Origin of the sequence: Streptomyces sp. NPDC050535 (assembly GCF_044457665.1) — a bacterium.
Taxonomy (GTDB): domain Bacteria; phylum Actinomycetota; class Actinomycetes; order Streptomycetales; family Streptomycetaceae; genus Streptomyces.
The window spans coordinates 124545-137356 of the sequence record NZ_JBITHE010000016.1; the positions used below are offsets into that span (position 1 = coordinate 124545).

A 12812-nucleotide genomic window follows, 5' to 3' on the forward strand; every position below is an offset into this window, starting at 1 on the left:
TGTCCGGCGGCTACGTCGAGTGCAGTGGCTTCGCGAAGCAGCGGCTCATGGGGGAGTCGCGGTAGTGGCCGAACTTGGTGCACGGGGCGTAGCCGCTCGACTCGTACAGGGCTATCGCCTCGGGCTGTTCGGTGCCTGTCTCCAGGACCATGCGGGTGCGGCCGGCCGCGCGGGCGTCCGTCTCCAGTGCGGCCAGGATGCGGCGGGCCAGGCCGAGGCCGCGGGCCTCCGGGATCACGTACATGCGCTTGAGCTCGGCGTCGCCGTCCGCGTACCCCTCGTCGTTCTCGTCCTGGGTGCGCCAGCCCCCGGTGGCCACCGGACGGTCCAGGTCGTCGTACGCGATGAGGTAGCGGCCGAGCGGCGGGTCGAACATCGACGCGTCGAGCGGCGTGACATCGCCCTCGTCGCCGTAGCGCGCCGCGTATTCGGCCTGCACCTGGTCGTTGAGCTTGACCGCGTCGGGGTGGTCGAAGGGGAGTGGACGGATATTCATGCGGACCATCGTACTTCTATGCGTAGGGTGGGCTGGATGGATTAAGTATCGTGCCTGGGTGCTGACTATTACATCTGTGAACGTGAACGGACTCCGGGCCGCCGCGAAGAAGGGCTTCGTGGAGTGGCTCGCCGGGACCTCGGCGGACGTGCTGTGCCTCCAGGAGGTGCGGGCCGAGCCGCAGCAGCTCCCCGACGAGGTCCGCGCGCCCGACGGCTGGCACGTCGTGCACGCGCCCGCCGTCGCCAAGGGGCGTGCGGGGGTGTCCCTCTACACGCGGCGCGAGCCCGACCGGGTGCGGATCGGCTTCGGGTCCGAGGAGTTCGACGCCAGTGGGCGGTACGTCGAGGCCGACCTGCCCGGCGTCACCGTCGCCAGCCTGTACCTGCCCTCGGGTGAGGTCGGCACCGAGCGGCAGGACGAGAAGGTCCGCTTCATGGGCGAGTTCCTCGCCTACCTGAAGGGGCTGCGCGAGCGCGCCGCCGCCGACGGGCGCGAGGTCGTGGTCTGCGGCGACTGGAACATCGCCCACCAGGAGGCCGACCTCAGGAACTGGAAGTCCAACAGGAAGAACTCCGGGTTCCTGCCCGAGGAACGGGAGTGGCTGAGCCGCGTCTTCGACCCGTCCGACGGCGGGTACGTCGATGTCGTGCGCGCGCTGCACCCCGACGTCGAGGGGCCGTACTCGTGGTGGTCGTACCGGGGGCGGGCTTTCGACAACGACGCGGGGTGGAGGATCGACTGCCAGGTGTCGACGCCGGGGCTCGCGGACAAGGCCGTCAAGGGGTTCGTGGAGCGGGCGGCCACGCACGACGAGCGGTGGTCGGACCACGCGCCGGTGACGGTGGTCTACGACCAGGTGATCGGGTGATCGGTCGATCAGGTGACCCGGGGGATCCCGTAGATCCCCAGATCCCGTAGATCAGGCCTCGTAGACCCAGGCCCCGTAGGGCTACGGCCGCAGCTCCCGTAGTCGTCGGTCCAGGGCCATCGAGAGTTCCGCCTCCACCACGCTCTTGGCCAGGGGGCGCAGGCGTTTGAGGTCCTCCGGGGTGCGGTTCCCGGTGAGGACCAGGCCGATGAAGAGGTCGGCGAGGCTGTCGGCGTGGTCGCGTACGCGGCGGGCCGTGGAGAGGACGTCCGCCAGGGGGATGCCCTCGCGGACCAGCGCCGCCGAGGCCTCGAGCAGGCGGCGGCTGACGTGCACGATCTCGCCGCCGTCGGTGCCGAGGTAGCCGAGGTCGAGTGAGGCGGCGAGGTTCTCCGGGGTGGCCTGGCCGGCGAAGACGTCGGCCAGTTCCTCGGGGGAGAGGCGGACCGGGGTCTCCTCGGTGGGCTCACCGAGGCCCAGCAGTTCACCCACGTCGCGGCCGTGGTCGAAGGCTTCCGCGAGCTCCGCGATGCCGTTCAGGGTGTGGCCGCGTTCCAGGAGCGCCGAGATCGTGCGCAGGCGGGCCAGGTGGGTGTCGTCGTACCACGCGATACGGCCCTCGCGGCGGGGCGGCGGTATCAGTTTGCGCTCGCGGTAGAAGCGCAGGGTGCGCACGGTGATGCCGGCCTCCTTGGCCAGTTCCGCCATCCGGTACTCGCGCTTCTCCGTCACGTCGGCACCCTACGTCGTACCGTGGGTAACTTTCCCTGCCGCGACCCCTACCCATGAGTACGAACCTGCCCTACTCTCCCCATTACGCCAGTGTTCACTGGCATGGTTGCGGCTAGGGAGGCTTCGGGATGACCGAGCACGAGCATGTGCGGGTGGCGGTGATCGGGTCGGGGTTCGGCGGCCTGGGGGCGGCTGTACGGCTGCGCCGTGAGGGAGTCACCGACTTCGTCGTCCTGGAACGGGCCGGCAGCGTGGGCGGCACCTGGCGGGACAACAGCTACCCCGGGTGCGCCTGCGACGTGCCGTCCCATCTGTACTCGTTCTCGTTCGCGCCCCATCCCGACTGGCCGCGCACCTTCTCCGGGCAGGAGCACATCCGGGCCTACCTGGAGCACGTCACGGATGTCTTCCGGCTGCGGCCGCATCTTCGGTTCGACTCCGAGGTGAAGATGATGACCTGGGACGCGGAGAAGCTGCGGTGGGGGATCGAGACCAGCAGCGGGTACCTGACCGCCGACGTCGTCGTGTCCGCGACCGGGCCGCTGTCCGATCCCAAGATCCCGGACATCGCGGGGATCGACACCTTCCCCGGCAAGGTCTTCCACTCCGCCCGCTGGGACCATGACTACGACCTGCGCGGCAAGCGCGTCGCCATGATCGGCACCGGGGCCTCGGCCATTCAGATCGTGCCGGCCATCCAGCCGGAGGTCGCGCGCCTCACGCTCTTCCAGCGCACCCCGCCGTGGGTGATGCCGCGGGTCGACCGTGCCATCAGCGGCGCCGAGCGGTGGCTGCACCGGCGGTTGCCGTTCACGGCCCGGGCCAGGCGTGGACTCCTGTGGGGGATAAGGGAGTTGCAGGTCCAGGCGTTCACCAAGCGGCCGGAGGAACTGGGGCTGGTGGAGCGGCTGGCCCGGCACAACATCGCCCGTGGCATCAAGGATCCCGAGGTGCGCGCCCGGCTGACCCCGGACTACCGCATCGGCTGCAAGCGGATCCTGCTCTCCAACACCTACTATCCGGCGCTCGGCCAGCCCAACGTGGACCTGGTGACCGGCGGCCTCAGCGAGATCAGGGGCTCCACCCTCGTCGCGGCCGACGGCAGCGAGGCGGAGGTGGACGCGATCGTCTTCGGTACGGGATTCCACGTCACCGACATGCCGATCGCCGAGCGGGTCGTCGGCGCGGACGGCCGCACGCTCGCCGAGTCCTGGAAGGGCGGCATGCAGTCGCTGCGCGGCGCCACCGCCGCCGGGTTCCCCAACTGGATGACGATCATCGGCCCCAACACCGGCCTCGGGAACTCCAGCATGATCCTGATGATCGAGTCCCAGCTCAACTACATGGCCGACTACGTACGGCAGTTGGACGTGCTCGGCGGACGCGTCGCCCTCGAAGCGCGCCCCGATGCCGTGACCGCCTGGAACCGCCAGGTCCAGGAGCGCATGCGGCGCACGGTCTGGAACACCGGCGGCTGCGACAGCTGGTACCTCGACGCCAACGGGGTCAACACGACCGTCTGGCCGGGGACCACGACCGAGTTCCGCAGGGCCACCCGGCGGGTCGATCTGGCGGAGTACGAGGTGCTGCGCGCGCCGACGGGGGAAGCCGCACACCAGGAACTCACGAAGAAGAAGGCGGGGGCCGGAGCATGAGCCGACTGACGCACGTGGCCCAAGGGCCCTACGCCCCTCCCGCTCCCGCGCGCGAGCTGACCGCCGTCTCCGCCGACGGGGCGCGGCTGCACGTCGAGGTGCACGGCCGCGAGGGTGCGCCCGCGGTCGTCCTCGCGCACGGCTGGACCTGCTCAACCGCCTTCTGGGCGGCGCAGATCCGGGACCTGGCCGTCGACCACCGGGTCATCGCGTACGACCAGCGCGGGCACGGGCGCAGCCCCGTGAGTGACGCGTGCGGTACGGACGCGCTCGCCGACGACCTGGAGGCGGTGCTCGCGGCGACCCTCGCGCCGGGTGAGAAGGCCGTGCTGGCGGGGCACTCCATGGGCGGGATGACGCTGATGGCGGCCTCGGCGCGGTCGCGGTTCCGGGAGCACGCGGCGGCCGTTCTGCTGTGCAGCACGGGCAGTTCGAGGCTGGTCGCCGAGTCGCGGGTGGTGCCGATACCCGCCGGACGGCTGCGGACCCGGCTCACCAAATCGGTCCTCGGTTCGCGGGCGCCGCTCGGGCCGGTCACGCCGCTCGCCCGGCGGATCCTCAAGTACGCGACCATGGGCGCCGGTTCGTCCCCGGTCATGATCGAGGCGTGCGCGCGGATCGTGCACGCGTGTCCGCGGCGGGTGCGGTACGCCTGGTCGGTGGTCCTCGATGTGCTCGATCTCGACGACGGCGTACGGCAGTTGGCGGTACCGACCGCTGTGCTGGTCGGTACGGCGGACCGGATGACACCCCCCGTGCACGCCCGTTCCCTGGTCGCCACGCTGCCGAACTGCGTCGGGATCACCGAACTGGCGGGGCTCGGGCACATGACGCCGGTGGAGGCACCCGAACTGGTCTCCTCCCGGATACGCGAACTGGTCACCACCTACGCACAGATCAAGGAGGGCGCATGAGCAGGGTGAGCCTCGAAGGACAGGTCGCGGTCGTCACGGGGGCCGCGCGGGGTGTGGGTGAACTCCTCGCCCGCAAGCTCTCCGCACGCGGCGCGAGGATCGCGCTCGTCGGTCTGGAGGCGGACGAGCTCAAGCAGGTCTCGGAGCGGCTGCACAGCGAGAGCGCGCACTGGTATGCCGACGTCACCGACCACGAGGCGATGGCGCGGGTCGCGGAGGAGGTGAGGGAACGGTTCGGGAAGGTGGACATCGTCGTCGCGAACGCGGGCGTGGCCAACGGCGGTCCCTTCGCCGAGTCCGACCCGGTGGCCTGGCGGCGCGTGATCGAGGTCAACCTCATCGGGTCGGCGGTGACGGGCCGCGCCTTCATGCCGGCGCTCATGGAGAGCCGCGGCTATCTGCTCCAGATCGCCTCGCTCGCCGCGATCACGCCGGCCCCGATGATGACGGCGTACACCGCGTCCAAGTCGGGCGTGGAGGCGTACGCGCACAGTCTGCGGGCCGAGGTCGCGTACAAGGGGGTGCGGGTCGGGGTCGCCTACCTGTCCTGGACCGACACCGACATGGTGCGCGGGGCCGACCAGGACGACGTCATGCGCGAACTGCGGCAGCGGCTGCCGTGGCCGGCCAACAAGACGTATCCGCTGGGTCCCGCCGTCGACCGGATCGTCGCCGGGATCGAGCGGCGGTCGAGCCATGTGTACGCGCAGTGGTGGCTACGGGGCATGCAGGGCGTCCGCGGCTACCTCCCCGGCATCATCGCGGCGGTCGGGCAGCGGGAGATGCGGCGGTTCGAGCCGCGGCTCAAGAGCGTGGGCACGGGGCTCGTGGGCGCGGGCGGGGTGGCGGACGAGCAGGAGCGGCAGGGAACCTCACCGTGAGTAATTGATCGAAATGCGTGCTTTGTGCCCCCGTGTAAGTCTGGTCGAGGCTTGACCCCCTCACCCACAAACGGGAGTGAAAACTCATGGGTATGAAGGACCAGTTCCAGGACAAGGCCGAAGAGATGAAGCAGCAGGCCAAGAAGAAGATGGGCGAGAACCGGGACGAGGCGAGCGAGCGTTCCTCGCAGCAGCGTGAGCCGGGCCGCCCGGACCGTGAGCGTGGTCAGCAGGACCGTGAGCCGGGCCGTCCGGACCGTGAGCGCGGTGGGCAGGACCGTGAGCCCGGCCGTCCGGACACCGAGCGCGCGCAGCAGGAGTCTCAGGACCGCTTCGACCAGGACTACGACATCTGATCGTTGAGCGGCACGAGCCTTACCGAGCGGGGCGCCCTCTTCAACGAGGGTGCCCCGCTTCGGCGTTGCCCGCTTTCGCGTTTCCCCTGCTCCCGTGTTCAGCTCCGCGAAGGCGGCCTGGCTTTCGGCCCCGCGAAGGCGTTCAGCCTCGTGGCGGCAGCTTCGGCCTCGTCCGGTCCGGCACGTCCGAGTGGTCCGGCGGGGAGGCCGCCGGGCGCATCCGCAGCAGGTCCAGGGCCAGTTGGACCGCGTCGTCCAGCTGGGCGTGCCGACCCTCCGCCCAGTCCAGCGGCGTACGGAGGATCTCGAGGTCGGGGTCGACACCCCTGTTCTCGACGGACCAGCCGTACGCGTCGAACCAGCCGGCGTTCATCGGGACCGTGATCACCGTGCCGTCGCCGAGGCGGTGCCGGCCGGTCATGCCGACGACTCCGCCCCAGGTGCGCTGGCCGACGACCGGGCCCAGCTTCAGCAGCTTGAAGGCCGCGGTGATCATGTCGCCGTCGGAGGAGGTCGCCTCGTCCGCCAGCGCGACCACCGGACCGCGCGGGGCGTTGGAGGCGTACGACACCGGCTGGGCGTCGCGTGTCACGTCCCAGCCCAGGATCTTGCGGGTCAGTTTCTCGATGACCAGCTCGCTGATGTTGCCGCCCGCGTTGCCGCGCACGTCGACGATGAGCGCGGGCCGGGACACCTCCAGGCGCAGGTCGCGGTTGAACTGGGCCCAGCCCGAGCCGCCCATGTCGGGGATGTGCAGATAGCCGCAGTGTCCGCCGCTCAACTCCCGCACGACAGCGCGGCGTTTGGCCACCCAGTCCTGGTAGCGCAGCGGCCGTTCGTCGATGAGCGGGACCACGGCGACCCGGCGCGACCGTCCCTCGCCCCGCGCCGGGGTGAACGTCAGCTCCACCGTCGTACCGCCCGCGCCCGCCAGCAGCGGATACGGGCCCGTGACCGGGTCCACCGGCCGGCCGTCGACATGGGTGAGCACCGCGCCCTCGCGGATCCCCGTACCGGCGAGCGGTGAACGGGCCTTGGAGTCCGAGGAGTCGCCGGGGAGGATCCGCTTGAGCATCCAATTATCCTCCCTGCGAACGAAGTTGGCGCCGAGGAGGCCCTGCCACCGCTGGTAGTGCGCCGGGCCCTCGTTGCGGCGGGCCGCGGAGACGTACGCGTGCGAGGTGGCCAGTTCGCCGAGCACCTCCCGGAGCAGGTCCGCGAACTCGTCGGGGGACGCTACCCGTTCGACCAGCGGGCGGTACTGCGCGAGGACCGCGTCCCAGTCGATGCCGCACATGTGCGGATCCCAGTAGTAGGCGCGGATGACGCGGCCGGCCTCCTCGTACGCCTGGCGCCACTCGGCGGGCGGGTCCACCTCGTGCAGGATGCGGCGCAGGTCGATCCAGACGGTGGAGTCGCCGTCGCCGGACTCGGTGGAGGGGACGGCGCGCAGGTCGCTCTCGTCGACCACCACGAGCCGGCTGCCGTCGCCGCTGACCGCGAACCAGTCGAGATGCTCGACGAGTTCGGACTTCTTCGCCTTGGCGATGTTGAAGTACTCGAGGGTGGGACGGCCGGAGGTGTCGTCGGGGTTGGCGAAGGTCTCGCCGAGCGCGCCCGAGATCGGCCAGCGCAGCCAGACCAGGCCGCCGCCCGCGACCGGGTAGAGCGCCGAGTACTTGGAGGCGGGCACCGGGAACGGCGTCACCCGGCTCTCCAGGCCCTCGGTCTCCACGATGACCGTGCTGCCGTCGCCCGCCTCGTCCTCGACCGGGTCCAGACCGCCGGCGACCGGGCGGCCGTCGGGGTTGAGCGCGAAGGGGGAGGGGGTCGCGGAGGACAGCGGCACCAGGTAGGGGCGGCAGCCGAGCGGGAAGGAGAGGTCCCCGGTGTGCACGTCGTACACCGGGTCGAAGCCGCGCCAGGACAGGAACGCCAGATAGCGGCCGTCCCGGGTGAACACCGGGTTCTCGTCCTCGAAGCGGCCGTTCGTGACGTCGACGATCAGACGGTCCTTCATCCGCGCCATCTTGATCTGGCGCAGCGAGCGGCCGATCCCGGGGTGCGACCAGGTCAGCCAGGCGCCGTCCGGCGAGAAGACCAGATCGCGCACCGGCCCGTTGACCGACCGGATGAGCTCGGTGACCCCGCCTCCGCCGGCCCCGCTGACCTCGCCTCCACCGGCCCCGGTTCCGGAGGCGTCCCCGGACTCCGCCCCGGACCCGGACCCGGACCCGGACTCCGCCCCGGACCCGGACTCCGCCCCGGACCCGGACTCCGCCCCGGACCCGGACTCCGCCCCGGACCCGGACTCCGCCCCGGACCCGGACCCGGACCCGGACCCGGACTCCGCCCCGGACCCGGACCCGGACCCGGACCCGGGCTCAGACCCGGACTCCGCCCCAGACCCGGGCTCGGTTCCAGCGGCGTCCTCCGACTCCTCGCTCGCGTCGAGCAGCAGCAGCCGTCCGTCGTGCGACGCGATCGCGAGCCGTTGGCCCCGCGGGTCCGACACCATCTCCTGTACGCGGCCCAGTGCGCCGGAGGCGAGGCGGCGCGGCTCGCGTGCGCCGCTCGCGCGCGGGAGGTAGGCGATCTCGACGGCGTCCTCGCCCTCCGCGTCGGTGACGTAGGCGACCTGGCCGCCGGAGCCGAGCATCTCGGGGAGCCGGACCCGTACGCCCGGGGTGTCGGCGATGGTGCGCGCGGGGCCGTCGCGGTGGGTGAGCCAGTACAGGCTGCCGCGTACGACGACGGCGCTGGCCCGGCCCGTCTCGTCCACGGAGATGCCGTCGACGTGCTGGGCGGCCGGCACCTGGTACGTACGGCGTCCGGCGCGCGGACCGCCCAGGCGTACGTCGAGCCGGCGCGGGACCGAATCCGGGGAGAGGTCGTCGACGATCCACAGGTCGCCGGCGCACTGGTAGACGACCCGGCTGCCGTCGCTGGAGGCGTGCCGGGCGTAGTACGCGGCGTGGTCGGTGTGGCGGCGCAGGCCGGAGCCGTCGTACGCGCACGAGTACAGGTTCCCGACGCCCTCGTGGTCGGAGAGGAAGGCGATCCGGCCGCCGACGAACATGGGGGTGTCGAGGTGGCCCTCGAGGCCGGCGAGCAGGCGGCTGCCGTGCAGCCACAGGCGTCCGGTCGCGCCGCCCCGGTAGCGCTTCCAGGCGGCCGGCTCGTGCGGCGGGGTGCCGGTGAGCAGCAGGGTCTGGCGTTCCCCGTCGATGTCGGCGACCGCGATGTCGGAGACCGGGCCCCAGGGGAGCCGGCCGCCGGGGGCGCCGTCGGTGGGGACGCTGTAGGCCCAGGTGAAGTAGGAGAAGGGCTGGCCGTGCGAGGCGACGGCGAGGATGTCGCCGTCGGGGGACCAGCCGCAGACCTGGGTGTCGGGGCTGCCCCAGTAGGTGAGCCGGCGGCCGGGGCCGCCGTCCACCGGCGCGAGATGGATCTCCGGGACGAGGCTGCGCCAGCTCGTGTACGCGATGTGGCGGCCGTCGGGGGAGAAGCGGGGGTGGCCTACCTTGGTGCGGTCGACGGTGAGCCGCCAGGCGCGGCCCGGGGTGTCGAGGGGGGCCACCCACAGGTCGTCCTCGGCCGCGAAGCACAGCAGGTCGCCGCTGAGGTGCGGGAAGCGCAGGTATCCGGCGGCGTTCGCCCCGGTGGTCGCGTTCTCGTACTCGTCGCTCACCTCCCCATGCTTTTCCGCTCGGAGGGCCTCGGCAACTCGTGCGAGCGGGTCGACAAGAGGGTTGAGTGCCGGACGCGTGACACAGGACACGTACGAAACGGTTTCGTTTCGCTGACTCTCAGGGTATCTTCAGAGTCGTACGAAGGTGCATTCACGAGTCCGGTGCACTGAGGAGTCTGACAAAGTCTGTCGAGTCTGTCGGAGCAGGAGAAGGTGAGTGCGATGACTGAAGCCGCAACGGTGCGACGCAGTCGGATCACGCCCGAGCGCGAGGCCGAGCTCTACACGGCCGTGCTCGATCTGCTCCGGGAGGTCGGTTACGACGCCCTGACGATGGACGCCGTCGCCGCCCGGACCAAGTCCAGCAAGGCCACCCTCTACCGCCAGTGGGGGGGCAAGGCCGAGCTCGTGGCCAGGGCGATGGGGCACCAGAAGCGGGGACACGCCGATGTGGACACCGGCTCCCTGCGGGGCGACTTCTACGCGATGGTCACCCATAGCGACGACTGCCAGATGGAGCAGAACTCCGCGCTGATGCGGGGTCTGGCCATGGCGATCCACGGGAATCCCGATCTCCTGCGCGCCTTCCGGGAGTTGATCATCGAACCGGAACTGGCGGAAATGCGGCGCGTGCTGCAGCGAGCCGTCGACCGGGGCGAGATCCGGCCGGACAACCCCGCGATGGACTACGTGGTGCACATGATGATCGGCGGTTTCGCCGCCCGCACCATGATCGACGAACTGCCGCCGACGCAGGCCTATCTCACCTCGTACATCGACGCCGTGGTCCTCCCTGCCCTCGGCGCCTGATTCCTCACCCCTCCCAGCAATTCCCTCTCCACTTCCCCCAGTTGCCCTTGACGCGTCGCTCACGTCGTCGGGCTGATCCCCGCTGCCCCCACTCGGGTGATCGCACCAGCCCCTGCCATCCCACGACCTGACCGGGAGTACGCCCTCGTGGCTACGTTTCTCTATAAACTCGGCCGACTCGCCTTCAGGCGACGGCACTTCGCCGCGCTGATCTGGGTCGCGCTGCTCACCCTCGCGGGCGTCGGCGCGGCAAGTGCCCCCGCGGCGGGCACCAGTTCGTTCTCGATTCCCGGCACCGAGGCCCAGAAGGCCTTCGACCTGCTGGAACAGCGCAACCCCGGCATGAGCGCCGACGGAGCCACCGCCCGTGTCGTCTTCAAGGCGCCCAGCGGCGAGAAGATGGCGGACGCGGACAACAAGGCGACCGTCGAGAAGGCCGTCGAGGCGCTCGGCGACGGTTCCGAAGTCACCTCCGTGACCGACCCGTACAAGGAGAAGTCGATCTCCGACGACGGGACGGTCGCGTACGCGCAGGTCTCGTACAAGGTCTCCGGCATGGAGCTGCAGGACTCCTCGAAGGAGGCCCTGGAGGATTCGGCACAGGAGGCGCGGGCCGGTGGGCTGACCGTCGAGATCGGCGGTGACGCGCTCCAGGCGACGCCCGAGACCGGGTCCACCGAGATCATCGGTATCGCGGTCGCCGCGGTCGTCCTCGTCATCACCTTCGGCTCGCTGATCGCGGCCGGACTGCCGCTGCTGACCGCGCTGATCGGCGTCGGCATCGGTGTCTCGACGATCACCGCGCTGGCGAACGCGCTCGACCTCGGCACCACCACCTCCACGCTCGCGATGATGATCGGTCTCGCGGTCGGCATCGACTACGCGCTGTTCATCGTCTCGCGCTACCGGGCCGAGCTGGCCGAGGGCCGCGAACGCGAGGAAGCGGCCGGGCGGGCCGTCGGCACGGCGGGCTCGGCGGTCGTCTTCGCCGGTCTCACCGTGGTCATCGCCCTGGTCGGCCTGTCGGTCGTGAACATCCCGATGCTGACGAAGATGGGTGTCGCCGCGGCCGGCACGGTCGTGATCGCGGTGCTGATCGCCCTCACGATGATTCCGGCGCTGCTCGGCTACGCCGGCAAGCGGGTCCAGCCCGCGGGCAAGAAGAGCAGGCTGCTCGGCGGGGGCAGGGCCGCCAAGAAGGAGGGCAGGCCCAACATGGGCACCCGCTGGGCGAGCTTCGTCGTACGCCGTCCGGTCGCCGTCCTCCTCTTCGGTGTCGTCGCCCTGGGCGCCGCCGCGATCCCGGCCTCCTCGATGGAACTGGGCCTGGGCGACGACGGTTCGCAGCCGACCTCCACGACCCAGCGCCGGGCGTACGACCTGCTGTCCGACGGCTTCGGGCCCGGCTTCAACGGTCCGCTGATGATCGTCACGGACGTGAAGGCGAGCGACGACCCGGACGCCGCCGTCACCACGGTGACCGACCGGATCAAGGCCCTCGACGACGTCGTGTCGGTGACACCCTCCCCGCTCAACGAGGCCAGGGACACCGCCACGATCTCCGTGATCCCCGACTCCAAGCCCTCCTCGGTCACCACCGAGGACCTGGTGCACGCCATTCGCGGCGAGGCCGGCGACATCAAGGCGGACACCGGCGCGCAGGTGCTGGTCACCGGCACGACGGCGATGAACATCGACTTCTCGCAGAAGCTCAACGACGCGCTGCTGCCGTATCTGGCGCTGGTCGTCGGCCTGGCCTTCCTCCTGCTGATCGTGGTCTTCCGCTCGATCCTGGTCCCGCTGAAGGCGGCCCTCGGGTTCCTGCTCTCGGTGATGGCCGCGCTCGGCGCCGTCGTCGCGGTCTTCCAGTGGGGCTGGTTCGCCGGTCTGCTGGGCGTCGAGGAGACCGGCCCGATCATGTCGATGATGCCGATCTTCATGGTGGGCGTCGTCTTCGGACTCGCGATGGACTACGAGGTCTTCCTCGTGACCCGGATGCGCGAGGCGTACGTCCACGGCGAGAAGCCCAGCCAGGCGATCGTGACCGGCTTCAACCACGGTGCCCGCGTGGTCACCGCGGCCGCCGTCATCATGATGGCCGTCTTCGGCGGCTTCATCGGCTCCACCGAGTCCATGATCAAAATGATCGGCTTCGGCCTCGCCATCGCGGTCTTCTTCGACGCGTTCGTGGTCCGCATGGCGATCGTCCCCGCGGTACTCGCCCTCCTCGGCAAGAAGGCCTGGTGGCTGCCGAAGTGGCTCGACCGCGCCCTCCCCAACGTCGACGTCGAGGGCGAGGGGCTGCGCAAGCTCGACGAGGAGCGACGGGGCCGGGGCGAGGACCGGGAGCTGGTCGGCGCCTGAGGCTCGCTCGACGGTTGGCGGGGCGTCCCACGTTTCACGTGG

At 70.8% G+C, this 12812-nt stretch carries 10 protein-coding genes; 7 read left to right on the forward strand and 3 right to left on the reverse strand.

The window, feature by feature from the left end:
- Positions 1-10 precede the first annotated feature (10 nt).
- Positions 11-496, reverse strand: a complete 486-nt coding sequence (locus tag ACIBLC_RS30055) for a GNAT family N-acetyltransferase (protein ID WP_399214442.1) — start codon at positions 494-496, stop codon at positions 11-13.
- Positions 497-554: 58 nt separating this feature from the next.
- On the opposite strand from ACIBLC_RS30055, the gene ACIBLC_RS30060 reads away from it, so the two are divergent.
- Positions 555-1367 (forward strand): exodeoxyribonuclease III, encoded by an 813-nt coding sequence (locus ACIBLC_RS30060; RefSeq protein WP_399214443.1) that lies wholly within the window; start codon positions 555-557, stop codon positions 1365-1367.
- A gap of 81 nt (positions 1368-1448) precedes the next feature.
- On the opposite strand, the gene ACIBLC_RS30065 is transcribed toward ACIBLC_RS30060, so the two are convergent.
- Positions 1449-2075 carry a MerR family transcriptional regulator gene (locus tag ACIBLC_RS30065; protein ID WP_399214503.1) on the reverse strand — a complete coding sequence of 209 codons (627 nt, stop codon included), beginning with the start codon at positions 2073-2075 and terminating at the stop codon, positions 1449-1451.
- A gap of 152 nt (positions 2076-2227) precedes the next feature.
- Between ACIBLC_RS30065 and ACIBLC_RS30070 the strand changes: the two genes are divergently transcribed.
- The 4 genes from ACIBLC_RS30070 to ACIBLC_RS30085 all read left to right on the forward strand — a co-directional run bounded on the left by ACIBLC_RS30070 (position 2228) and on the right by ACIBLC_RS30085 (position 5905).
- Positions 2228-3754 (forward strand): flavin-containing monooxygenase, encoded by a 1527-nt coding sequence (locus ACIBLC_RS30070; protein WP_399214444.1) that lies wholly within the window; start codon positions 2228-2230, stop codon positions 3752-3754.
- A complete protein-coding gene (locus ACIBLC_RS30075) occupies positions 3751-4668 on the forward strand; it encodes an alpha/beta fold hydrolase (protein ID WP_399214445.1) in 918 nt (305 codons plus the stop codon). Before ACIBLC_RS30070 ends, ACIBLC_RS30075 begins: the two co-directional genes overlap by 4 nt.
- Positions 4665-5549, forward strand: a complete 885-nt coding sequence (locus tag ACIBLC_RS30080; protein ID WP_399214446.1) for an SDR family oxidoreductase — start codon at positions 4665-4667, stop codon at positions 5547-5549. Before ACIBLC_RS30075 ends, ACIBLC_RS30080 begins: the two co-directional genes overlap by 4 nt.
- Positions 5550-5641: 92 nt before the next feature.
- Positions 5642-5905: a hypothetical protein gene (locus tag ACIBLC_RS30085; protein WP_399214447.1), complete on the forward strand. Its 264-nt coding sequence runs from the start codon at positions 5642-5644 to the stop codon at positions 5903-5905.
- 142 nt (positions 5906-6047) lie between these two features.
- Here the strand turns inward: ACIBLC_RS30085 and ACIBLC_RS30090 are convergent, their stop codons facing one another.
- On the reverse strand, positions 6048-9596 hold the full coding sequence (locus ACIBLC_RS30090) for a S41 family peptidase (RefSeq protein ID WP_399214448.1): 3549 nt from the start codon (positions 9594-9596) through the stop codon (positions 6048-6050).
- A 222-nt stretch (positions 9597-9818) separates the two neighbouring features.
- Between ACIBLC_RS30090 and ACIBLC_RS30095 the strand changes: the two genes are divergently transcribed.
- Positions 9819-10406 carry a TetR/AcrR family transcriptional regulator gene (locus ACIBLC_RS30095; RefSeq protein WP_399214449.1) on the forward strand — a complete coding sequence of 196 codons (588 nt, stop codon included), beginning with the start codon at positions 9819-9821 and terminating at the stop codon, positions 10404-10406.
- 147 nt (positions 10407-10553) lie between these two features.
- Positions 10554-12770: an MMPL family transporter gene (locus tag ACIBLC_RS30100; protein ID WP_399214450.1), complete on the forward strand. Its 2217-nt coding sequence runs from the start codon at positions 10554-10556 to the stop codon at positions 12768-12770.
- Positions 12771-12812 lie beyond the last annotated feature (42 nt).

Bases quoted from the DNA above. Each gene is read 5' to 3' on its own strand.
- ACIBLC_RS30055 (WP_399214442.1), bottom strand. From the start codon at position 496: ATGAATATCCGTCCACTCCCCTTCGACCACCCCGACGCGGTCAAGCTC.
- ACIBLC_RS30065 (WP_399214503.1), bottom strand. From the start codon at position 2,075: ATGGCGGAACTGGCCAAGGAGGCCGGCATCACCGTGCGCACCCTGCGC.
- ACIBLC_RS30070 (WP_399214444.1), top strand. From the start codon at position 2,228: ATGACCGAGCACGAGCATGTGCGGGTGGCGGTGATCGGGTCGGGGTTC.
- ACIBLC_RS30075 (WP_399214445.1), top strand. From the start codon at position 3,751: ATGAGCCGACTGACGCACGTGGCCCAAGGGCCCTACGCCCCTCCCGCT.
- ACIBLC_RS30080 (WP_399214446.1), top strand. From the start codon at position 4,665: ATGAGCAGGGTGAGCCTCGAAGGACAGGTCGCGGTCGTCACGGGGGCC.
- ACIBLC_RS30085 (WP_399214447.1), top strand. From the start codon at position 5,642: ATGAAGGACCAGTTCCAGGACAAGGCCGAAGAGATGAAGCAGCAGGCC.
- ACIBLC_RS30095 (WP_399214449.1), top strand. From the start codon at position 9,819: ATGACTGAAGCCGCAACGGTGCGACGCAGTCGGATCACGCCCGAGCGC.